Origin of the sequence: Evansella sp. AB-P1 (genome assembly GCF_029688925.1) — a bacterium.
Taxonomy (GTDB): Bacteria; Bacillota; Bacilli; order Bacillales; family Salisediminibacteriaceae; genus Evansella.
On record NZ_JARUKY010000024.1, the window covers coordinates 41,475 to 65,555 of the forward strand.

22 protein-coding genes are annotated in these 24,081 nt (G+C 33.3%); 16 read left to right on the forward strand and 6 right to left on the reverse strand.

Annotated features, from left to right (window positions below):
- Nucleotides 1-44 precede the first annotated feature (44 nt).
- The 4 genes from adhE (at nucleotide 45) to QA612_RS19705 (ending at nucleotide 5,007) form a co-directional block, all read left to right on the forward strand.
- Entirely contained in the window at nucleotides 45-2,651 is a 2,607-nt protein-coding gene (adhE, locus tag QA612_RS19690; RefSeq protein ID WP_278285541.1) for a bifunctional acetaldehyde-CoA/alcohol dehydrogenase, read from the forward strand.
- 134 nt (nucleotides 2,652-2,785) lie between these two features.
- Nucleotides 2,786-3,724: a hypothetical protein gene (locus QA612_RS19695; RefSeq protein ID WP_278285542.1), complete on the forward strand. Its 939-nt coding sequence runs from the start codon at nucleotides 2,786-2,788 to the stop codon at nucleotides 3,722-3,724.
- 35 nt (nucleotides 3,725-3,759) lie between these two features.
- The gene (locus QA612_RS19700) at nucleotides 3,760-4,587 is read left to right on the forward strand and encodes a hypothetical protein (RefSeq protein WP_278285543.1); all 828 of its coding nucleotides are present in this window, start codon (nucleotides 3,760-3,762) and stop codon (nucleotides 4,585-4,587) included.
- A 153-nt stretch (nucleotides 4,588-4,740) separates the two neighbouring features.
- A complete protein-coding gene (locus QA612_RS19705) occupies nucleotides 4,741-5,007 on the forward strand; it encodes a hypothetical protein (RefSeq protein ID WP_278285544.1) in 267 nt (88 codons plus the stop codon).
- A 63-nt stretch (nucleotides 5,008-5,070) separates the two neighbouring features.
- On the opposite strand, the gene QA612_RS19710 is transcribed toward QA612_RS19705, so the two are convergent.
- A complete protein-coding gene (locus tag QA612_RS19710) occupies nucleotides 5,071-5,595 on the reverse strand; it encodes a GNAT family protein (protein WP_278285545.1) in 525 nt (174 codons plus the stop codon).
- A gap of 213 nt (nucleotides 5,596-5,808) precedes the next feature.
- On the opposite strand from QA612_RS19710, the gene QA612_RS19715 reads away from it, so the two are divergent.
- The 5 genes from QA612_RS19715 to cls all read left to right on the forward strand — a co-directional run bounded on the left by QA612_RS19715 (nucleotide 5,809) and on the right by cls (nucleotide 10,640).
- Nucleotides 5,809-6,021 carry a hypothetical protein gene (locus tag QA612_RS19715; RefSeq protein ID WP_278285546.1) on the forward strand — a complete coding sequence of 71 codons (213 nt, stop codon included), beginning with the start codon at nucleotides 5,809-5,811 and terminating at the stop codon, nucleotides 6,019-6,021.
- Nucleotides 6,022-6,120: 99 nt separating this feature from the next.
- On the forward strand, nucleotides 6,121-6,549 hold the full coding sequence (locus QA612_RS19720) for a DUF4395 domain-containing protein (RefSeq protein WP_278285547.1): 429 nt from the start codon (nucleotides 6,121-6,123) through the stop codon (nucleotides 6,547-6,549).
- 487 nt (nucleotides 6,550-7,036) lie between these two features.
- The gene (locus tag QA612_RS19725) at nucleotides 7,037-7,618 is read left to right on the forward strand and encodes a GNAT family N-acetyltransferase (protein WP_278285548.1); all 582 of its coding nucleotides are present in this window, start codon (nucleotides 7,037-7,039) and stop codon (nucleotides 7,616-7,618) included.
- A gap of 256 nt (nucleotides 7,619-7,874) precedes the next feature.
- Nucleotides 7,875-8,498, forward strand: coding sequence for a CAP domain-containing protein (locus QA612_RS19730; RefSeq protein ID WP_278285549.1), 624 nt, complete (start codon nucleotides 7,875-7,877; stop codon nucleotides 8,496-8,498).
- Between the two features lie 693 nt (nucleotides 8,499-9,191).
- A complete protein-coding gene (gene cls, locus QA612_RS19735) occupies nucleotides 9,192-10,640 on the forward strand; it encodes a cardiolipin synthase (RefSeq protein ID WP_278285550.1) in 1,449 nt (482 codons plus the stop codon).
- A gap of 71 nt (nucleotides 10,641-10,711) precedes the next feature.
- Here cls and QA612_RS19740 read toward each other — a convergent pair whose 3' ends face one another.
- Nucleotides 10,712-11,767 (reverse strand): sulfite oxidase, encoded by a 1,056-nt coding sequence (locus QA612_RS19740; RefSeq protein ID WP_278285551.1) that lies wholly within the window; start codon nucleotides 11,765-11,767, stop codon nucleotides 10,712-10,714.
- A gap of 254 nt (nucleotides 11,768-12,021) precedes the next feature.
- Here QA612_RS19740 and QA612_RS19745 point away from each other — a divergent pair, with 254 nt between their 5' ends.
- The 7 genes from QA612_RS19745 (at nucleotide 12,022) to QA612_RS19775 (ending at nucleotide 19,752) form a co-directional block, all read left to right on the forward strand.
- Entirely contained in the window at nucleotides 12,022-13,356 is a 1,335-nt protein-coding gene (locus tag QA612_RS19745; RefSeq protein ID WP_278285552.1) for a serine hydrolase domain-containing protein, read from the forward strand.
- Nucleotides 13,353-13,832, forward strand: coding sequence for a DUF6884 domain-containing protein (locus tag QA612_RS19750; protein ID WP_278285553.1), 480 nt, complete (start codon nucleotides 13,353-13,355; stop codon nucleotides 13,830-13,832). The genes QA612_RS19745 and QA612_RS19750 overlap by 4 nt, the downstream gene beginning before the upstream one ends.
- Before the next feature lie 209 nt (nucleotides 13,833-14,041).
- Nucleotides 14,042-14,938, forward strand: coding sequence for an FtsZ/tubulin family protein (locus QA612_RS19755; RefSeq protein WP_278285554.1), 897 nt, complete (start codon nucleotides 14,042-14,044; stop codon nucleotides 14,936-14,938).
- 547 nt (nucleotides 14,939-15,485) lie between these two features.
- The gene (locus QA612_RS19760; protein WP_278285555.1) at nucleotides 15,486-16,313 is read left to right on the forward strand and encodes an alpha/beta fold hydrolase; all 828 of its coding nucleotides are present in this window, start codon (nucleotides 15,486-15,488) and stop codon (nucleotides 16,311-16,313) included.
- A 127-nt stretch (nucleotides 16,314-16,440) separates the two neighbouring features.
- Nucleotides 16,441-17,421 (forward strand): ring-cleaving dioxygenase, encoded by a 981-nt coding sequence (locus QA612_RS19765; protein ID WP_278285556.1) that lies wholly within the window; start codon nucleotides 16,441-16,443, stop codon nucleotides 17,419-17,421.
- Nucleotides 17,422-17,628: 207 nt separating this feature from the next.
- Nucleotides 17,629-19,125 carry a glucose-6-phosphate dehydrogenase gene (gene zwf / locus QA612_RS19770; RefSeq protein ID WP_278285557.1) on the forward strand — a complete coding sequence of 499 codons (1,497 nt, stop codon included), beginning with the start codon at nucleotides 17,629-17,631 and terminating at the stop codon, nucleotides 19,123-19,125.
- A gap of 15 nt (nucleotides 19,126-19,140) precedes the next feature.
- A complete protein-coding gene (locus tag QA612_RS19775) occupies nucleotides 19,141-19,752 on the forward strand; it encodes a cyclase family protein (protein ID WP_278285558.1) in 612 nt (203 codons plus the stop codon).
- Nucleotides 19,753-19,813: 61 nt separating this feature from the next.
- Here the strand turns inward: QA612_RS19775 and QA612_RS19780 are convergent, their stop codons facing one another.
- The 4 genes from QA612_RS19780 to gndA form a co-directional block, all read right to left on the reverse strand.
- Nucleotides 19,814-20,200, reverse strand: a complete 387-nt coding sequence (locus tag QA612_RS19780) for an ectoine synthase (protein ID WP_278285559.1) — start codon at nucleotides 20,198-20,200, stop codon at nucleotides 19,814-19,816.
- Nucleotides 20,201-20,223: 23 nt separating this feature from the next.
- Nucleotides 20,224-21,510 (reverse strand): diaminobutyrate--2-oxoglutarate transaminase, encoded by a 1,287-nt coding sequence (gene ectB / locus QA612_RS19785; protein WP_278285560.1) that lies wholly within the window; start codon nucleotides 21,508-21,510, stop codon nucleotides 20,224-20,226.
- A gap of 53 nt (nucleotides 21,511-21,563) precedes the next feature.
- A complete protein-coding gene (gene ectA / locus QA612_RS19790) occupies nucleotides 21,564-22,073 on the reverse strand; it encodes a diaminobutyrate acetyltransferase (RefSeq protein ID WP_278285561.1) in 510 nt (169 codons plus the stop codon).
- 519 nt (nucleotides 22,074-22,592) lie between these two features.
- Nucleotides 22,593-24,002: an NADP-dependent phosphogluconate dehydrogenase gene (gene gndA / locus QA612_RS19795; RefSeq protein WP_278285562.1), complete on the reverse strand. Its 1,410-nt coding sequence runs from the start codon at nucleotides 24,000-24,002 to the stop codon at nucleotides 22,593-22,595.
- Nucleotides 24,003-24,081 lie beyond the last annotated feature (79 nt).

The following is a 24,081-nucleotide window of genomic DNA, read 5'->3' on the forward strand; positions in this document are numbered from 1 at the left end:
TATGTGAATAATTTCACATAATAGGCGAATGGGAGGTAATTAACATGGCATTAGAAGAAAAAATGCTACAAAAGAAAAATGATGTTTTGGAAATTATTGACGGATTAGTTATAAAAGCCAAAAAGGCACATGATGAATTTCTTAGTTTTGATCAAGATTCGATTAATGAAATTGTAAAGAAAATGGCGTTAGCAGGTTTAGATCAACATATGCCATTAGCAAAGTTGGCCGTGGAAGAAACAAAACGTGGAATTTACGAAGACAAAATCATAAAAAATATGTTTGCAACAGAATATGTTTACCATGCTATCAAATATAATAAGACGGTTGGTATCATTTCAGAAAACGAGCACGAAGAAATAATTGAAATAGCAGAACCAATTGGAGTTGTAGCAGGAGTTACTCCAGTAACAAATCCTACTTCAACGACGATGTTTAAAATATTAATTTCTATTAAAACACGAAATCCAATTATTTTTGCTTTTCATCCGTCTGCTCAAAAATGTAGTGAAAAGGCTGCTACGATTCTATACGAGGCTGCTATTGAAGCAGGGGCTCCTAAAAATTGTATTCAATTTATTTCAAGTCCTTCCATTGATGCGACACAAGCATTAATGAATCATCCAGGTGTTGCTGTTATTTTAGCCACTGGGGGAGCTGGCATGGTGAAATCTGCTTATAGTACAGGGAAGCCTGCCCTTGGCGTAGGACCAGGAAATGTTCCTTGCTACATTGAAAAAACAGCCACTGTAAAACAAGCAGTTAACGATTTAATTTTATCGAAAACCTTTGACAATGGAATGATATGTGCATCAGAACAAGCAGTAATTATTGATCAAGAAATTTATCGTGAAGCAAAAGAAGAGTTAATAAAAAATCAATGTCATTTTTTGACGAAAGAAGAACAGAAAAAAATTGAGGCACTAGCTTTCCCTGGAAATGGTTGTGCACTAAATGGAGCAATTGTGGGGCAATCTGCTTATGACATTGCGAAATTAGCAGGTTTTGAAGTAAGTGTAGATACTAAGATATTGATTGCAGAAATAAATGGTGTAGGAGAGAACTATCCATTATCAAGGGAAAAATTAAGCCCTATCCTAGCATGTTATAAGGTAAAAAGTATAGAAGAGGGCTTTAGCCGTTGTGAAGAAATGCTAGATTTTGGTGGGTTAGGTCATTCTGCTGTCATTCATTCTAACGATGATGATGTAATAAGACAATTTGGCCTTCGAATGAAAGCTGGTAGAGTTATAGCCAACTGCCCATCATCTCAAGGGGCCATAGGTGACATTTACAATGGTTACATTCCATCCTTAACACTAGGATGTGGTTCTTACGGTAGAAATTCAGTTTCTGAAAACGTTGGAACAGTAAATTTAATTAACTTCAAGAAAATAGGTATGCGAAAAAATAACATGCAATGGTTTAAAATTCCACCTAAGGTTTATTTTGAAAAAAATGCGACACAATATTTAGAGAAAATGCCAAATATTTCACGTGCTTTAATCGTAACAGATGAAATGATGGTAAAAATGGGTTACGTTGATAAGGTCCTATATTACCTAAATAAACGACAAGATAAAGTACAATATGAAATCTTCTCCGATGTTGAACCAGATCCATCCATTGAAACGGTTATGGCAGGTGCGGAAATGATGAATAAGTTCCAACCTGATGTCATTATAGCATTAGGTGGAGGTTCTCCAATGGATGCAGCAAAAGGAATGTGGTTATTTTATGAGCATCCAGAAGTAGAGTTTAGTGGTTTAAAGCAAAAGTTTCTTGACATTCGTAAACGAGTGTTTAAGTATCCAAAGCTAGGAAATAAATCACAGTTTGTGGCAATCCCAACGACGTCTGGTACTGGGTCTGAAGTGACTTCTTTCTCTGTTATCACAGACAAATCATCAGGTACAAAATATCCGTTAGCTGATTATGAGCTAACTCCTGATGTTGCCATCATAGATCCAACTTATGTGAAGTCAGTTCCAAAAGGAGTCACTGCTGATACTGGTATGGATGTATTGACCCATGCAATAGAAGCTTATGTTTCTGTAATGGCCAATGACTATACTGACGGATTAGCTATGAAAGCCATTCAACTGGTATTTGAATATTTACCGAAAGCATATAAAAATGGAAATGATGAACTTAGTCGTGAAAAAATGCATAATGCCTCAACAATAGCTGGAATGGCATTTGCTAATGCATTTCTTGGAATAAATCATAGCTTAGCCCATAAGTTAGGGGCAGAGTTCCAAATTGCTCATGGACGTTCAAACACAATTTTAATGCCACATGTAATACGCTATAATGCAACAAAGCCTAAGAAATTTACCGCTTTTCCGAAATACGGACATTTTGTTGCTGATGAACGGTATGCAGAAATAGCTAAAATGTTAGGTTTACCAGCAAGTTCTACAGAAGAAGGGGTAGAGAGTCTTATTAAAGCTGTTATAGATTTAGCAAAAGAACTGGACATTCCGTTGAGCATTGCTGATTGTGATGTTTCTCAAAATGATTTTGATAGAAAAATAGAAGAATTAGCTGAACGTGCATTTGAAGATCAATGTACAACAGCTAATCCAAAGCTACCATTAGTTTCGGATTTAGTTGACATTTATCAACAGGCTTATAAAGGAATTAAATAGATTTATTCTCCTCAATGAAGCTGTCTTCTTATTATTAGGAAGACAGCTTCTGCTATTTTATATAGAAAAATTCATTAATATATGTAACGATTTACTATAATAAAACGTATGTACTTTAAGGGAGGTTGATATTTATGTTTACAGATTTAAATAAAACATTAAAAGAAGTAAAGGAACGTTGCAGAAAGAAAAAGAAGTGGGATGATCATTTACATCGAGCAAAGGAATTATTGTTAGTTGAAAAAAAGAAAGAGCAAGAACTATATCGTCTATTAAAAAAAGAAAAAGCAGATGTTGAACGATTAGAAAGCTTTTCTATAAATAATTTATTTTATACGATTATTGGGAGAAAGCTTGAAAGGCTAGAAAAAGAAAAGGGAGAGGTCGCTGTTGCTAAATTAAAATATCAGGAAGCAATCAAAACGAAAGAAGATCTAGAAAAAGAAATAAAGGAATATAAGGAATTATTACTGACTGTATCAGGTTGTGAGAAAGAATATGAAAAATTACTTCTTCAAAAAGAAACAATTATTAAGGACGAATCAACCATTTGGACAGAGGAATTATATAACCTGCTGGAGGATGAGACAGAAATAGAGTCAATGTTAAACGAATATGTTGAAGCGAAAGCTGCTGGAATAATTGCAGCAAACAGCTTAAAGGACGTAATTCTATCATTAGAAAAAGCCAAAGGATGGTCTACCTTTGATATGCTAGGTGGTGGTATGATTACGACTGCGGTAAAGCATAGTCATCTTGGAACTGCAAAAGATGATCTTCACGTTGCCCAAAGTAAACTTCGTCATTTTCAAGAGGAACTACTAGATATTAAGAACCATTTTCATATTGATTTAGAAATAGGAAATATGTTAACCTTCGCTGATTATTTTTTTGATGGACTCATTGTTGATTGGATGGTTCATGGTAAAATTTCAGATTCCCTTAATCAAGCGTACAATATGGAAAAGCAAGTTAATGATATGTTAGATAGGCTAGAGATTGATTTAAATAAGTTAGTTAGGAAACATAAGGAATTACAGGAAAGAAGAGTGAATTTATTAGAAAATGCTTAATTTGTAATGTGTAAGAAACGGAGTGATCAATTAAGTTGAGCTTACATCATCATTATAAAAGAACCTCAATTGTATATTTTATTCTTAGTGGAATGTTATTTATTCTTAGTCTTATTTTGCTATTATTGTTTTTTATAATTGATGTACCACCAGAAGGGAATGTTGAATTTATTATATGGAGTGTTTATTCCTTCGTCGGTAGTATTGCATTTTTAATAATTGCCATTATTAAAAAGAAACGTTCAAAAACAAATTACAAGGTTCCAATACTAAGTAAAGATGAAAAGGATTTATTCAAAGCAAATCGGTTAATGCTCGTCTCACATGTACACTGGTTGCGAGAATATGATTATTATGCACTCAATGGAAAATCAGTAGCACGTATACGGGAGGATGTAGAAGGATGGAAAAAGATACAAACATTTATTCTACATCTCATTGGTCTAAGAGCCTACTTAAAGAAGACACTAGTGGTTGAGAATGGAGAAAAGGTGTTATTTTATTTAGAAAAGAAAAGAGGATTACATCAACATTATTACATATATAATGAGGAAAATCTGTTAATTTCATCTTTTAAAATGAATGTTTTTAACCCTATGAAGCAGTATGCTACTATTTATGACCATAATGGAAATATTATTGGTAAGAACGATGGAGGTTTTTCTGGAATACAATTTAAAATCGTAAATAATGAAAATGTTCCGTTAATTGAACTGAAATACCAGGGCGTACCTTTAGAGGCGATGGAGTTATTCTCAGGAACTAATGGTGATATCGTAGACATAAACAGAGAGGCTATTTCTGATACAGATCTAATAAAATACATTATTGCTCCTGTCATTGTAAAATTACATTTTCGTTAAGACAGGTAGTTCACAAAAATGTGCGGGACCATGTTCCGACACGTTTTTGTGAACTTAAAAGTACATTTTATGAAAGAAATGCATATATTGGTTGAGGATAGGTTTTATAATACTACGTAATGGATAGTATTATTGGAATGAAAAGGAGAGTGAATGTTAGTGACCTCTTTCTTAATACTAGGAGGTGTTTTAATATTACTCCAACTTGTGTTTGCTATCATTATTCATCAAAGAACGTTCATGAAAGGATGGATTAAGTATAGTTCTTCCTTAATTATTCTCATAACGGGAACTTTCTTTCTTCCCGTAAGCACTGCAGTAGTAGGTGCATTAAGCTTTTTTTTGGCAAGCTCTGGAATAATTATGATTGTAACTACATTAGTAACAATCCCGATTATTACATTAATACTTGATAAGTAAATTAATATGTAAAAAAGATGTGCTTGTATTTTACAAGTACACACCTTCCTTCAGTGTTTTTGTTTATACTCTTGGACTCCAGTAAATTTCTCCAAATTTCTTTTCACTTTCAATTTCCACATGAAAATGATGTTTCTCATAAAAGTGTACAAGTCGATCAATATGATCCCAATCTCTTTTTACAATCTCTCCAGTTATATATTGAATATTTTGATCCAGTGCGTGGTCCTTTAGATATTTCATACAAACAGTACCAAAGCCACGATTCTCTTCTCCTCGTATATCATCAATATGAATTTCATTGTCATTTGTGTATTGCGCATGAATGGAGAAGTCCCATTTCCCTCGATATGGAGAATCACAATCACATAACATAATCTTGCAAATGTGACCGTCGTCCTCCGAATAAACAACGACCCATTTATCTTCTTTTGTTTGTTCTATTCCAAGGATTTGACTACGTTTACCAATTTCTTTTATATTTTCTCTCATACGATAAATTTGAAATTCTAAATCCTCAAATTCTTCAATTAAAGTCTCTTTTTTCTTTTCTTCTTTCCTCTCGAAGGCTATTGGAGTATACTGCATTATTTTCTCCTCCTGCTATCCGTTTATTTATCATTAGTTTATGAATATGTGAAAAAAAAGTGTGATTAAATAGACCCACACAATTTTAACATTTTACTAGAAAACAAACATTTTTTCAAAGGTTTAAGGAAATTTGTTTAAGGAAAATTAAAAATGTAAAACATATAAAAGGAAATTTAGAAATAATGGGTAAAAGAGGGAGTTGAAATTCAGATGACTGAAATATGGTTTCGTTTTGCAGCAATTTTGTTTAGAGCTACTACAATCATTTTAATCATATTTGGACTTATTGTAGTGGCAAGTAATCCTGATGGAAATAGCATAACAAAAGGAGTTGCCATCCTTGGTTATAGTATGATTATCATAAGCCTGATGTTTATTTATTATAAATTATTCAACAGAATTATGCTTCGAATAAATAGATGAAATCCACTCTTTTGAGCAAAATTGTTGTCATATTATTTGTACTTTGAGATAATTCATAGTAATCGTATATGAATTTGAAATTCGAAAGGTGGGGATGAAATGAAAGAAATTCCTATGACTTTAGTTAAGGGAAATCAACTGATGATGGCAACATTAACATTATTATCGATTATTCTTCAAAGTACATGGCTAGTTGGAATAACATTACTTCTTATTTTATTGTCACTTATATTTGGTCCTAAAGCGAATATAGCATTTATAGTAACAAATGCATTAATAAAGAAGGATTTAGGAAATGATGCAACTGAGTCTGCAGTGTTAACACGTTTTAATCAATCGATCGCAGCATCATTGCTTACAGTAGCACTTGTTCTATTATTAACTTCAGGGCATTGGTTGTCGTGGGTATTTGTAGGAATGGTAACGATTGCTGCAACTATTGCCATTTTAGGTTTTTGTGTAGGATGCTTTCTTTATTTTCAACTAAAGCAAATATCCTATAAAATGAAAACAAAAAAATCTAATTAGATTGAAAAGGATAAAAGAAAATCATTTCTTTTATCCTTTTTCTATTTTCAGGGTAGACCGCCGATGCAAGTGAAGGCTTGCACCATGGAGGATGAAAATTATACATAAAGATGGTTCATCCGTTTCTTGCGGACGCTTTCACCACAGGCATAAGTGCGACATCTGTTCATGCCTCACAGTGTCTTCTTTACCGTGGGGCACGGCCTCAACTACCTAGCACTTACACAGTAAGTGCTAGGGGATTTTCGGACTCGTGCTGATCCCACTGGAGTCGCCGCCATCCACTCCTGAACGGTTCTATTTTCAGGGTAGATCACCAATACCATACAAGTGAAAACTTGCAGCATGAGGGATGATAATTCACATCTTGGAGGTTCATTTGTTCAGGTGACTCAATTACACCTAAGGACAATACTTTACTCAAAATAAATTCTTGTTGTACTATTTTTATAAAAGAAAATTTACGAAGAAAAAAGGAGGCACCTTGATGGAAATTATTTGTCTTAAAGAAGAACAAGAGAAATACATAAATGAAATAGCGGAAATGCTTAAAGAAAGCTTTGCTGAAAACTGGCCAAAAGCTTGGCCAACAATTGATTCTGCCCTTATTGAAGTAAGAGAATCATTAAAGGTAGGTAGAATAAGCTTAATTGCATTAAAGGAAGAAAAAGTTGTAGGATGGATTGGCGGTATAAGTGAGAGAGACGGTAAAGTATGGGAGTTACACCCGTTAGTTGTTAAAAAAGACGAACAAGGAAAGGGCATTGGGACTGCTTTAATTGCAAGCTTTGAACATGAGGTTAAGCAACGTGGAGGTTTAACGATTTGGTTAGGTACAGATGATGAAAATGGTATGACTTCTGTTTCTGATAAAGACTTATATCCTAATCTTTTAAAAAATATAAGTGAGATAAAAAACTTGAATAATCACCCCTTTGAGTTTTATAAAAAGATGGGCTATGAATTAGCTGGTATACTTCCAGATGCAAACGGAATCGGAAAGCCGGACATCTTTATGGCAAAGAGTGTTTGGAGAAGAAAAAAAGATAACGAAGGCTCAAATAGGTGATTGTATAAACAATTACAATTATTGAGTTTAAGTAGAAACAATAATTAAAGAATGAAACATGATACTAAGCTACATTGTTTTAGGAATAACATTTTAAATTTTAACTTTAAATCTTAAATGGAATTCAAAAATACATATAATAAATTGATTACCTCCAAATTAAAATAGAAAAATTAATTTTCTATACATGGTTTTCTGAAGAGGAAACAAACTAAAAAAGAAATGAAATTACAATTTAAATTAATGGAGGTAAAAAATGATTAAGAAAATTGCTTTGGCAACTTTTGCTTTGATGTTTATTTTTCCTGTGATGTCTAATGCTCAAATTCAGATGTTTGATGAACCACCATTTGAACATTATAAAGTTTCTCCTGGGGACTCTTTTTGGTTTATTGGTCAACGTTATAATGTAGATTATCGACAGTTAATGCGATTAAATCCAGACGTAGATCCTTATAACATGCATGTTGGAGAAGTTATTCGATTAAAAGAATCTGCGGAGCATCACAGTCAATTTGAAGATCAAGTTGTTCAATTAGTAAATAGAGAACGACAAAATAGGGGGCTTCAGCCTTTACAACATCGCGCTGATTTAAAAAATGTTGCTCATAAAAAAGCAGAGGATATGATTAATTCAAATTATTTTTCACATAATAGTCCAAATTATGGTTCCCCTTTTGATATGATCAGAACATTTGGTATAAGCTATCAAGCAGCTGCTGAAAATATAGCGAAGGGTCAAACAACACCTGAGCAAGTTATGAACTCGTGGATGAATTCGTCTGGTCATAGACAAAACATACTTAATGATAATTTCGATACTATTGGTGTAGGGTTTTATCATGGGGCATGGGTTCAGTTGTTCATTAAAGCAAGGTAAACGAAGTATAAAAAAGCTATAATAAAAAGAGCTCGGCTATGTCGAGCTCTTTTTATTAGTGTAGTGTATTAAATCAATAAAATTACCCTAGCTTATTAGCAAGGGGAAAGTTAGTACCTAAGGGGACTCAACCATTTCTACTTTCCTTTTTAAAATTATTCGTTAAATGGTGCAAATTTTAGCTCTTAGTTTATTTTATAATTGATCGTTTTTTTTAAACTGAGCTAAAATACTAGAAAAATCGTTCACTGATCAAAAAATGTTGGTTAGAAAAATCTTTTCTTTTGTACTTAAATAGGTTTGATAGTAACTAACATAAGGAAACTGTTGCTTCCGTTTAAGGTTTCATTTATTTAGTTTTTTTAAATCCAATCAAACATTATTCAATTCAAAACACTTTTTCGAGACAACATAAGCAAACTTCGTCTTACATAACTCAAAAGAAGTATGAGTTATTTATTTTGTCGGAACCAACATGAATGGTTGAGTCTCCTACGGTATAACCCCCTTTTTATCTCTTAGTATATATATACCCAAAAACCTCACAGGAAAATATGAACAAATGGTGAATGTTTTACAAATGAATAAATAATCATTTAGTAAATGATTATTCTATATCCCGAACGATTTAGTATGAATTAAGTGAATCTCGTGTTAAAATAACAGGAAATGACTGGTAAGGTAGGCTGATACATGGATATTTTATCAATCTTATTAGCGGTATTATTTGTTATTAATATATTATTTGCTATTGTTATAATTTTTATTGAACGTAAGGATGCTAGTGCTTCATGGGCTTGGCTAATGATATTAACCTTCATTCCTTTCCTGGGTTTCATCATTTATTTATTTTTAGGGCAAAACTTAACTCGACGAAGATTATTTGATTGGGATGGAAAAAGAAAGGTTGGTATTGAAGATTTAATCTCACAACAAATCAAACAAATAGAAAATCCAGCATTTAACTTTCGAAATTTAATGGTAGATGAGTATCGAGACTTAATTTACATGCACTTAGTTAATAATGATGCTCCATTAACAAAAGGAAATGAAGTAACGATATTAAATGACGGAAATGAAAAATTTGATCAATTAATTAATGATATTCAAGGTGCAAAAAACCATATACATATTCAATATTATATTTTTAGAAACGATCAATTAGGAAAAAGAATTATCAATGAATTAATAAAGAAAGCTAAAGATGGTGTTAAAGTACGTGTGTTATATGATGAACTTGGTTCCCGAAAGTTAAGAAGAAAGAATTTTTCTCGACTTGCTGAAGTTGGGGGAGAAGTTGGGGTCTTTTTCCCTTCCAAGCTTGCCTTAATAAATCTACGATTAAATTATAGAAATCATAGAAAGCTCGTAAATATTGATGGACAAATTGGTTACGTAGGTGGTTTTAATGTAGGTGATGAGTACCTTGGCAAGAAGAAAAAATTTGGTTATTGGCGAGATACTCATTTAAGAATAAAAGGATTGGCTGTAGATGCCATTCAAACAAGGTTCATATTAGATTGGAATCAGGCTTCAAAGCATTATTACATTCATTATGAAGATCGTTACTTCCCTAAGAAAAACAGTGATGGGGATTGTGCCATGCAAATTGTGTCAAGTGGTCCAGACTCTGAATGGGAACAAGTGAAAAATGGTTATATAAATATGATAAATGCGGCAAAAGAATCTATTTTAATTCAAACCCCATATTTTATACCAGACCAAAGCTTATTAGATGCACTTAGAATTGCATCTTTATCTGGAAAAGACGTGAAGGTAATGATACCTAATAGGCCAGATCACCCTTTTGTATACTGGGCAACTTTTTCTTATGTTGGTGAGTTGTTAAAGGCAGGAGGGAAGGTTTACATTTACGAGAAAGGTTTTATTCATGCAAAAACGATTGTCGTTGATGGAAAGCTAAATTCCGTAGGTACTGCAAATATTGATATGAGGAGCTTTAAACTTAATTTTGAAGTGAATGCATTTTTATACGATGTTAAAACATCTCGAAAACTCGCTTCTATGTTTGAAGAAGATATGAAAGTGTCAACAGAACTAACACAAGAGATGTATAATAACCGTTCAAGAAAGATTAGATTTAAAGAGTCTATTTCTAGGCTTTTATCACCTATATTATAAGGTGATAAGGAGAGTATATTAGACGTCGTTATTATTAAGGTGTGTTCTAGCTAGAACACACCTTAGACCTTTTATTCGATTTTTACTTTTACTTTGTAAACTGCATTATAACCGTATCCTTTACGGTTCCAATAGGCTTTGTCGGGTTGAATTCGTCCAGCGGTATCTTCTCCTTTGCAAAGGATTGTATATTCCCCTGTATCATTTACTTCCCATACATAGCTCCATGGAACAAAGGCATATTTACTTAATGCTTGATGCAATGTTGCTTTATTCCATGATTGACCATCATCAGTACTTATGTAAACATTTTTAATACGGCCCAATCCGGTCCACGCAATACCACTTATACAATGTGTCCCTTTACTAGATGTTGAATAGTCTAGTGGTTTTTGAATGATTGTGTTCACGTTCATGCTTGTAACAAAGGAAGCATTTTCATCATTATACTTATTAGGATAATATACGTAGTCTTCTGTTTGATAAGGACCTTGAAATGAATGATTAATTAATGTAATGGATTTTAACCACTTTACAGATGCCATTCCGTACCAATGAGGAACAATTAGTCGAAGAGGAGCACCCTGTTTATATGGTATTGGAGTCCCGTTATAAAAAAGTGCTACTATTGTGTCTTCATGTAAAGCTTTACTTAATGGTAAACTCCGACAGTACGGCAAATTTTGTTTATTCTTTTCTTTCCCATTATCATGTGCTTCAAATACAACCTCTTTTGCTGAGCTTCTAATCCCAGTGATCTTTAACATGTTATTTAAAGAAATACCAGTCCAAGCTCCTTGACTAATGGCTCCTGCCTCCCATTGCTCTCCATAAGTTTTAGGAGAAAAAAAAGATCGTTTATTTCCAGCACATTCAAGAACATTTTTGACCGTCCTTAAAGGAAAGTGAATTAAATCATTAATGTGAAAGGTTGATACGCTACCAACTTCACCTTTAATCGATAATATATAATTATCTTCTTTTAAGGGCGGATAGTTAAAATGATTCCTAATATAAAAATAGTCAGGGGGAGTAGGGGTAAAATGTTCTAAGAAGTGAATTGGTGTTTCTTGGTTTTCGGGAGACAAGCTTCGTGTTATCAGATATGGTTTATTTAAATGTGACATAGACACTCTCCTTCTGGTAAATGCAAGTAGGTAAGTTTATTCAATATATATTTATTGATATGTTTAGTTAGAATATGGAGTATTAAATAGTTAGTAAGGTTATTTCATGCAAAATTTTATTAGATACGGTAAGGGTAATTATTTAAGTTAATAATTTTTTGTTTAAGTAACATATGTATAATTTTTATAAAGCAAAGCAGTTGTCATAAAGCGTTTTCGCCTAGTAAAATTTATTTCAATAGTGGGGTGGAATGATGGAAACAATACAATGGAGCCAATTTGAAAACTACTTACTTAACAAAATGAATAATGAACATATTTGTGGTGTATCTGTTGCTGTATCACAACATGGAGAAGTCATCTATCAAAAGGGATTTGGTTATAAAAATATAACAACGGAGGAGCCAATTACTCCTAATACAATTTTTGGAATAGCTTCTATTACAAAATCATTTACAGCTTTAGCTATTATGGAATTAGAGGATAAAGGGCTTATAAACCTAGATGATCCAGTAATCAAACATTTACCTGAATGGTCCATACGAGGGGTAAGGGATATGGAACAATTTAAAATCTACCATCTTCTTTCTCATACAACAGGCTTGGCACCTATGGAAAGGCGTGAAGACCTGAACAAACTAAAAGAACATGTAACATATTTCGATTCTAAACAGCCAGAGTTTTTGGGGAAACCTGGTAAATTTTTTAGTTATTGTAATGACACCTTTATTTTACTTGGAGCCATCATTGAACGAATTACTGGGAAACTATTTCGCCGTCATATAACAGAAATGATTTTAAATCCATTAAACATGTATCGTTCAACAATGAGTTTAGAGGAAGTGGCTAAATATGAAGATGTATCAACGCCTTATGATTATAATGGGAGTACAAACAAGTTAGAAGAACAACCATGGCCAAGACTTGGTAACTATGAAGTTGGAGGTGGAGTAAGGTCAACCGCTTTAGATTTATTGAAATATGGTCAGTTTTACCTTGATGCTGGAAAAAGGAATAGGGAACAATGGATTTCCTCTAACGTTCTTAAACAAATGTGGATAAATCCATTTGAAATTACAGAAGGTTCATATTATGGCTATGCCTTTAAAGTAACTAAACAATATTCTAATATGACTCTAGTGGAGCACGGTGGAGGACAACCAGGAGTATCATCAAATTTTGGATTTATTCCAGAAAAGAATTTGGTTGTGGCGGTACTTTGTAATGTTTCAAATATTGCAGCAGACGACATTTGGTTAAGGGCAGTTAATACAGCATTACATATACCATTTGAACAGAAACGTATAACATATCCCGAAAAAAATCTTTCCATAGATCAATTAGCTAACGTTGTTGGTAAGTACAGCTGTGAAGAAGGGTCATCTGTTAAAATATTTATTGAAAATAACAGACCAATGCTAAATATGAATGGAGAGATTTTTGAGTTGAAGGGCGCCAGTGCCAATAAATTGGTGATTATAAAAACAGAACGTCCTATCCAATTTTATTTCAAAGGGGAAGGTGGACGTGCTTGGGCTTTATTGTTAGGAGCACGAATGTTAATAAGAAGGGAAGAGGAAAGCAGTTGAAGCAGTTATGCATTATACCATGTGGAAAGAAAAAAGTTTGGGACAAACATCCAACATTTGGTTCAATGCCAGCAAAAGATGTATATTTAAGTACGTTTCATCGTTTGTGTCGTGCCTACGCTATGCATTTTTTTGACTATTGGGTTATCTTATCAGCAAAGCATGGGTTTTTATTTGAAAATGATATTGTTGACGGACCCTATGATATAACTTTCAACGGAAAGAGCAATGAAATAATAACCATAAATGACTTACAAGAACAAGCAATTGAAAAACAATTATACAATTGTAATGATGTTGTTGTGTTAACTGGGAAAAAGTATGTTCCGATCATTCATAATGTTTTTCCCGATACTTGCTCTAAACAATTTCCTCTTTTAAGTTATGGAGGTATTGGAGTCATGCAGCAAAAATTGAAAGTAGCTTTGGAAAAGGATCATCCAATTCACTTACCTATAACGTCCAAACTTCGATGAATTACATCAATCATAATGATTTTAGTCTGATTATTCATTCATGTCTCTTGTCCCTTTCTTTTAAATTGTTAATCTAGTATACAAAAAAGACAAGCAGTTGAGTAGTTTTTGCACATTATGACAAAGATATTGGTGTTTATAACGACGGCAAATGACAGGCTTTTTATATTCCCTTTTATATAATTAAGAGCAAGAAGGGGGACAGTGAAATGAATAATGCTATAACAATCTATGAAATAAAACAAGAGTTAAGTGATAACGAACTAGAATACCTCCTCACGATGGAACAGGATAATATTTGTTTTTTTAGATTTACTGGGGGAAATCCAAGTGAAACAGAGTCATTAATTAAGAAGCTTTATCATTTACGAGAAAGGAATGTCTTATTGTTTATTATATTCCGCTTTCCCTTTCGTTTTGAAGGGAAAAGTCGGATGGAAGCAGCTATACACCAATTTTTCAAATTAAAGGACATTTGTGATGGAATTCTTTATTTTTATAGTGATGGAATGATGGAAGTGCTAGATTCAAACACTTCTATTAAAGAAGCAAAAATATTTTTTGAACAAATTGAACAAAGACCGATACAAGCAATTAGAGAAATGCTTAACCAAACAGGTGATATTAATATTGATGTTCAAGATATAAAGGCGTTTGTTAAAAATAATAAAGATTGCCTCTTTATAAGAACATTTGAAGGGGATACATTTGATGAACCATTAAAATATGTCATATCTGCACCTTATCTTCCAGAAGACTTTGCGGAAAGTAACCAACTTTTAATTAATATTGGTTATTCACAGGATGTAGACATGAATGCATTCAGACAAATAAATTTAAGGTTAAATGACCTATTCCATAAAGCGGAAATTTTTAAGCTAGGAAGTTATTTAATGAATACCTCTGGCTCTAATTTAAAAATAACAATCATGGCAAACGGAATTTCAGATCCATTCTCTCGTCCACGTAAATTAAAAAGCGAACGATTATATCGATATTGGTTATTGGATCAGTGGGAAAAGGTAACTAAGCTTGGGAAACCAGCTACATGGTTTGATAACATCTCGAAGAAAGATATTAGGACAGAAATTAATAAGGATGACTGATATACTTAATGAGAAAATGTAGCTCCATTAAACACTCTTTCATATAGATAAAGAAAGCTGCGGATAATATAAACCGTAGTTTTTTTTAATTTTAATAGAGAATTATTATCTTTAAATATGGATATATTAACCATACTTATTTGTGTAGTCAATTATTTTGTCTACCTGAAAATAACACTAAGCTAAGGGTACCATTTATCTTTTAAAAAAAGATCCCGGGGTCTTTGAATCTATACTTTTGATAGTAAAAATTTAAGCAGTTTGTGAAGGATGTGTTACTTCGTATCCTACACTGAAAATAGAACGTTTCAGGAGTGAAGGGCAGCGACTCCAGTGGGATCAGCACGAGTCGAAATCCCCTACCACTTACCGAGTAAGTGGTAGGAAGTTGAGGCCGTGCCCCGGAACCAGGACGGTGACATTACCCGTTGCCTACAGGACGTGGGCTGCCCTTAGGCGTAATAAAGTAAGCAAATATTTAGTACTAACATGTTTATTTACTTTTTGCATTACTTATTTTTTATGTAGCAAAAATAAAGGGGGGTGCATGATAAAAATGAATCATGCAGAAATAAAGAAGGAGTACATTACACTGCAAGGGATGCAAATTTATTGTGAATCCATTATAAATGATAAGCCTCCGATCATTTTATTACATGGTTTTGTATCATCGACTTATACATTTAAACGATTAATTCCTTTATTAAAAGAACATTTTTCCGTTGTTGCTATTGACCTACCAGGTTTTGGCCGAAGTGAAAAATCTAAGGTATTCGTATATTCCTTTGAAAATTATGCAGCGCTTGTATATGACTGTATTAACTATTTTTCTTTTAAAGACGTCATTCTCGTTGGACATTCTATGGGAGGTCAAATTTCTTTGTATTTGGCAAAAAAGCATCCCGAATTGATAAAGAAAATGGTTCTATTATGTAGCTCAGCATATAGGGAAAAAGCGAAGAATTCTTTAAGGTATAGTTCATACTTACCTTTTTTCACATTTTTTGCAAGAAGGTGGATCATGAAGAAAGATATAAATGAAACATTGAATAATGTGTTTTCAAATTCATCCTATATACATGATGAATTAATCCATGAATTTTCCAGACCATTAAAAGAAAAGGCTTTTTATTGCTCTCTTGTTCGATTATTAAGGCATAGAGAAGGGGACTTGCCTAGTCAAGAATTGAAGAAAATTAATGTACCAACTTTATTAATTTGGGGTGAGGCTGATAAGGTAGTACCGTTTGAACTAGGCTTACGACTGTCAAAGGATCTACCTAAGGCAGAAATAATAAGCTATGAAAACACGGGCCATCTTATAACAGAAGAAAGACCAAGAGATATTTATAAAGAAATTATTTCATATGCCTGATACTCCCGCAACTAAAGGAATGAGCTTTTCTGTTCGAGGAATTCTGTTTACTTTACAATAAAGGAGTTCGACACTACAATAAAGTTAGTAACAAACATAAATAAAGTGAAGTGTGGGAGGAAATGATATGGTACAAAAATTGATTAAGGGAATTCATCATGTATCTGCTATTACTGGAAATGTAAAAGAAAACTATCATTTTTATACGGAAATATTAGGTATGCGTTTAGTGAAGAAAACAGTAAATCAAGATGATACATCCATGTACCATCTGTTTTATGCGGATGAACGGGGAAATCCAGGGACAGATTTAACATTCTTTGAAATTCCACGTGCTGGAAAAACATATCCAGGTACAAATAGCATTTCAAACACTTCATTACGAGTTTCAAATGATGAAGCAATTCAGTTTTGGAAAAAAAGGTTTGAAGAGTTTGGAGTAGAGCATGATACTATTTCACGTAATAATAGTAGGCTTACCATCTTTTTTAGAGATTTTGAAGGGCAACGATTGTCTTTAGTTTCGGATGAGAATAACGAAGGAGTTTCTGGTGGAAAGCCGTGGGATAAAAGTCCAATTCCTATTCAGTATGGAATAGTAGGCTTAGGTCCTATTACATTGACCGTGTCTATCTTGGGAAATACGGAAAAGATACTAACTTCTGTTCTGGGATTTAAAAAAGTTGGAGAAAATAAACTAAATGTGGAAAATGTGGAACGTGATGTTCATATTTTTGAAACTGCTGAGGGTGGAACAGGGGCTGAGGTACATGTAATTGAAATGAAAGATCAAAGGAGAGAAAGGGCTGGTCGGGGGAGTGTGCACCACGTAGCTTTTCGAGTAGAAGATGAAAAAGAGCTAAATGAATGGGTAAATACACTGAACGAATTAAACATCCCAAATTCAGGATTCGTTGAAAGATACTATTTTCGTTCCTTATATTTCCGCGAACCTAATGGTATATTATTTGAATTGGCAACGGATGGACCTGGGTTTGAATCTGATGAAGATTTTGAACAATTAGGTGGAAAACTAGCTCTACCACCATACTTTGAAAATGAAAGAGAAGAGATCGAAGCAAATCTTGAACCATTAGATACGAAGTAAATTATTTTGTTTATTGCACAGTTAACTTAGATGTCCGAAGGTGGGCATCTTTTTTGTTTAAGTTAAATTGGAATGTCTTTAGGGTATCAGTAAAGAAGGTGTAAAAAATTCAGCAAACAATAATGAAAATAAATAAATACTTTCAAGAGGGGATACTCTATAACTATTGATTTCACATTAAAGAAAGTTAAAGAGAGGCCTTCGAAAATGACAATGGTATTAGAACCTAAAACGACAATTGTTATATTTGGAATAAGTGGTGATCTAGCAAAACGAAAATTAATCCCTTCTATTTATAACTTATATAATAAAGGAAAACTTTCAAAACATTTCGCAGTTGTAGGTATTGGAAGGAGGGAATGGACAAATGAAATAATAAGGGAAATGGTATGTAATACAATTACTGATATTTTTGGTAATACTACTAGTGATATGACTGATTTTTGCGAACATTTTTATTATCTAACCTTTGACGTTACTAGTGATTATTCCTACAGTAATTTACATACATTGTTAAAAGAGTTAGAAGAGAAATACAAAATTCCAGAAAATCGTATTAATTATTTAGCGATGGCACCAGAATTTTTTGGGACAATAGCTTCAAAATTAAAAGAAAATGGATTGACCAATACGAATGGATGGACGAGGCTTGTTATTGAAAAACCCTTTGGTCATGACCTTCGTTCTGCTCAACAATTAAATAGAGAAATAAGAGAGGCTTTTAGTGAAGAAGAAATCTACCGAATTGACCATTATCTAGGGAAGGAAATGGTTCAAAATATTGAGGTAATTCGATTTGCAAATGTACTATTTGAACCTTTATGGAATAATAGATATATATCAAATGTACAAATTACTTCTAGTGAGACCTTAGGTGTGGAGGAACGGGGTGGCTATTATGAAACGTCAGGTGCCCTAAGGGATATGGTACAAAATCATATTTTGCAAATGGTCTCTTTGTTAGCTATGGATCCACCGATACGATTAACAACGGATGAAATACGAAGTGAAAAGATTAAAGTTTTGCGTGCATTACGTCATATAAGTGTTAATAATGTAGATAGTTATTTTGTAAGGGGACAATATGATGAAGGGAAAGTGAACGGGAAGGTAGTTCCTCGTTATCGAAATGAGAATAAAGTTGATCCTAGCTCAAATACAGAAACATTTGTAGCTGGTAAAATCTTTATAGATAATCATCGATGGGCAGGCGTTCCTTTCTACATTCGAACTGGAAAGCGTTTGAGTTTTAAGTCTACAAAAATTGTTGTGCAATTCAAAGAGTTACCTATGAACCTTTACTTTCATGATAATGAAGTTGGTCATCCAAATTTATTGATCATTCATATACAACCAGATGAGGGAATTACGTTAATGTTAAACGGTAAAAAAATAGGTCCTTCTGGAGAAACGACCCCTGTACAGCTTGATTATAGCAATAATAGTATTGACAGCTTTAATACTCCTGAAGCATATGAAAGATTATTACATGACTGTATGTTAGGAGATGCTACAAATTTTACCCACTGGGATGAAGTGGAACTATCCTGGAAATTTATTGACTCTATATCAACTGCTTGGGAGGAAACAAGGGGAAACTTCCCAAATTATAAAGCAGGTACGATGGGACCAAATGAATCTGAATATTTATTGGAGAAGGACGGATTTCGATGGTGGTTATTTAGTACAAATGAAAATGAGTAAAAGAGGTGTGATACCATGAAAGTAATTGATATTAGTACAGCTATTTACGAAGGGATGCCAGTATATAAAAATAAAGCTGAAAAACAGCCGAAGTTAAACACAGAAACGAATGGATACGTTACAGAATCAAGGCTCCAGTTGGATGTTCATACTGGTACGCATATTGACTCACCACTCCATATGATACCAGAAGGGGATACGTTTGAAACAATTGACATCAATACATTAGTTGGTCCTTGTAAAGTGTTCGATCTTACTAATGTGGAGGATCGAATAACCGCTAATGATTTAAAGAACTTAAAAATAGATAAACATGATTTTATATTATTTAAAACGAAAAACTCTTTTGATGAAGAGTTTAATTTTGATTTTATTTATCTATCAGAGGACGGGGCAGCATACTTAACAAAAATTGGTGTTAGAGGTGTGGGGATTGATTCATTAGGTGTTGAACGTTCACAGCAAGGTCATCCAACACATAAAATATTATTTGAAAATAAAGTCATCATCATTGAAGGACTCCGTATGAAGGATGTAGCTAGTGGAGAATATACGTTGATTGCTGCTCCATTAAAATTATTAGGTACAGATGCATCTCCGGCCAGAGTATTATTACTTGAAACTTAATTAGTAAACAAAGAATAAATAAGGCCTAGTGAGAATACTCAACTAGGCCACTGAATTCTTATTACTCTTTAACTATTGGGTACACACCATTTTCATCATGTACTTCTTTTCCTGTAATAGGTGGGTTAAATACACATACCATTCTCATATCTGTTTTACCACGTAGTAAATGTTCATCATGCTCATCTAAAGAATAAAGGGTACCAGCTTTAATTTTATGAACTTTATTGTCCTTTAATGTTACAACTTCCCCTTCACCCTCAATGCAATAGACAGCTTCTAGATGATTTTGGTACCAAATATGAGTTTCTGTACCAGCTTTGATAATTGTATCATGAACAGAGTAGCCCATACCGTCCTTTGCTAATAATAGACGTCTGCTTACCCAATTACCACCATCAATTTCTTGTTCTGTTCCAATAATATCCTCTAGTTTGACTACTTTCATGTTGTTTGCCTCCTAAATAATGATTAATTAGCTACTAATTCTTTTTCTGTGATTAAGTTTTTAATACTTTTTTCTATAATATCGAAGCCTTTTTCTAAGCCCTTATCATCTATTGTTAGCGGAGGGAAAAGCTTAAATACTTGATCATTAACACCTGAAGTTTCCATAATTAAGCCTCTTTCAAATGCGCCTTCTGCAACTTTAGATGCTAATCCATCAACATTAGATTCAATTCCTTGCATGAAGCCTCGACCGCGTACAGTTCCTTCTAATTCTGGATATTTATTTACCATAGCAGTTAAGAATTCAGTAATCTTTTCGGATTTTTCTTGAATGCTCTTTTCAAAGCTTTCATCTTCCCAATAAGTTAAGGATTCTGTTGCTGTAATAAAAGCGTGGTTATTTCCACGGAACGTCCCGTTATGCTCACCAGGTGCCCAAATGTCAAATTCAGGTTTGAAAAGCGTAATGGCTAATGGTAATCCAAACCCACCAATAGATTTAGATAAACATACGATATCTGGTTTAATTCCTGCTTGCTCAAAGGAGAAGAAAGTACCAGTACGACCTACCCCTGCTTGAACATCATCAATGATAAGTAAGATACCATATTTTTTACATACCTCATTAATTTTCTTGATCCATTCAAACCTTGCAGCGTTAATACCACCTTCACCTTGAACCGTTTCAACGATCATTGCTGCAGGAGTATCAACACCACTACCATTATCCTCAAGGAAGCGTTCTAAATAATCGATTGTGTCCATATCTTCTGTTAAATAGTTATCAAAAGGCATCGTCACTGTGTTGTTTAAAGGAATACCTGCACCTTTTCGCTTTGATGCATTTCCAGTAACAGAAAGTGAACCGATTGTCATACCGTGGAAGCCGTTTGTAAAGCTTATTACATCTGTTCTTCCAGTTACTTTTCTCGCTAGCTTTAATGCACTTTCTACTGTATTTGTTCCAGTTGGTCCCGGGAACATGATTTTATAATCTAAATTTCTAGGTTTTAAAATGACGTCATTAAACTTTTTAATAAACTCTCTCTTTGCATCTGTTGCCATATCTAAGGAATGAGTTATACCATCACTCATAATATACTCAATTAGCTTCTTTTTCATTTTTGGATCATTATGCCCATAGTTTAATGCACCGGCACCTGCGAAGAAGTCAATATACTCTTTTCCAGCTTCATCCCACATTTTATACCCTTTTGCTTTAGTAAAAACTGTTGGAAAACCTCTTACATAACTGCGAACTTGAGATTCTAATTCTTCGAAGATGCTCAAATCATTTATCGTTGTCATATCTTTTATAATACCTCCGTATTTGTTTTATAAAGCATTCTAATTTTATTGATTTACTCGGAAAAAGGTCCTACACGATATGTTAACTCTTCTTCATGTCCCTCCCCTGGGAACAGTTCTTCAGAGAAGCATTCGCTAACTTCACATTCTGTGGAAAGATCACGAGCCAATCGTTGAAACAATGATTGTGAAGCAACGTTTGACGGTGTAATCGTAGCTTCCAAGTATTTTATATCACTACAAGAATTTCTTGTTAGTAATTCGTTTAGCATTTTAGATGCGATTCCTTTACCTCGTTGTGAAGAGTGGACACCTACTTGCCATATAAAGATGACATCTTTTTTCTCGGGAGGAATAAATGCAGTAATAAACCCAACTACTTTCTCCTTCTCCTTTGCCACTACACAAGTTTCAGCGAAATATTCGCACATCATAATGTATTTATATGGAGAATTTAAATCGAGTGTAGATTCATTTACTAATTCCCACATAGCAGATCCATCTTCTTTTGTAGGAGTACCAATTGTAAGTGTATCAACAACCATTTGTGTTTGATTTGTCATGTTAGAAAATCCCACCTCGATTTAAATATGATTTTTTGTTAGAAATAAAAAATCGCCTCCTTCTGTTTAGTAAAAAATATAACATTAACATTAATAATGGTATTAATTTCTGAGAATTTTATCAAATCTGTTTAATAATGATTATTAGCAATATATTAGGATAAAGTTAGTCTCAAGTAACTGAGGGGTACAAATCTTTTTTATTGCTACCATATTGTATCGATTTCAACCGATTTGATAAAAAACGACACTAAAACTCCCTTTTTTTGTAAAAAACTATTCGGTTTTTTTAAAATAGGATAAAAATCCTAACAATTTTATGGGTTTTTATATATATAATGAAATTTATCAAAACCAAAAATGATATAAGTATGCTATTTTTTGTTCTTAATAGGCTGGTTGGATTTACAGTTTCTTCTGTACCAATGTAATCTGAAGAGTCCTTCAGGCTAAAAAAAAGAAAGCCTTCTTACAATCAAATAGAAGACTTTCGTAAAATAATTTTTGCTCTTGCATTTTTTATTCTAGCCAATTTGTATGGAAGGTACCTTCTTTGTCATTACGTTGATATGTATGTGCACCAAAATAGTCCCTTTGAGCTTGTAGAAGGTTAGCGGGTAAACTTTCTGTTCGATAGCTATCTAAATATGCAACAGCTGCTGAAAAAGAAGGTACTGGTATTCCGTTTTGAATAGCTATTGAAGTTATTTCACGTAAAGACTGGTGGTACGTTTCCGAAATTTCTTTAAAATAAGGATCTAGAAGCAAGTTACTTAACTGAGGTTCTCGTTCATAAGCATCCATGATATTTTGTAAAAAGGCTGCTCTAATAATACAACCACCTCGAAAAATCTTAGCAATTTCTCCATATTGTAAATGCCAATTATATTCTTCTGAAGCAGCTTTTAGCTGTGAAAATCCTTGTGCGTACGAACATATTTTACTTAAATATAGTGCTCTTCTTAAGTTTTCAATAAATTTTTCTTTATTAGGAATTTTAAATTCCTCAAAGGACATTGACATTTCTTTACTTGCAGTAATTCGTTCTTCTTTCATTGCTGAAAGAAACCGACTAAAAACCGATTGAGTGATAATAGGTAAAGGGACGCCTAAATCTAATGCGCTTTGACTTGTCCATTTTCCAGTCCCTTTTTGTCCTGCAGTATCTAAAATGACATCAACAATTGGAAGCCCAGTTTCATCATCATATTTTGTAAAGATATCTGAAGTAATTTCAATTAAATAACTATTTAGTTCTCCTTGATTCCATTCACTAAAAACTTTGTGCAATTCCTTTTCATTTAGTCTTAATAATTTTTTCATAATAAAATAGGCTTCACAAATTAATTGCATATCACCATATTCAATACCGTTATGAACCATTTTTACATAATGACCTGCACCATTTGGTCCAATATACGTACAGCAGGGGTCACCATTTACTTTGGCAGAAATATCATTTAGCATGTTTTCAATAAGTTTATAAGCTTCTTCTTGTCCACCTGGCATGATGGAAGGACCCTTTAATGCCCCTTCTTCTCCACCAGATACTCCAGTACCAATAAAATGGATCCCTATTTCTTCTAGCTTCTTATTTCTTCTTACTGTGTCAACAAAGTATGTATTTCCACCATCAATAATTATATCTTTTTTTGATAAATAAGGAATTAGAGTATCAATGGCTTTATCTGTTATTTCACCAGCTTGTACCATTAACACGATTTTACGAGGCTTCTCTAATGATTGAACAAATTCCTCGATGCTGTACGTACCAAGAATATTTTTATTATTATTTAATTTGATTATTTCTTTCACTTTATCTTTTGAGATATCGTAAAGGGAGACCCCGTAACCTTTCCTTTCAAAATTAAGTGCTAAACTTTTTCCCATGACACCAACACCTAAAACTCCAATTTGTTGCTGTACCATATTTCATACTTCCTTCCATTATCAATGTCATTACATGAAGTTTACCATAATGCAAATTTGGATTATATATACCTAATTT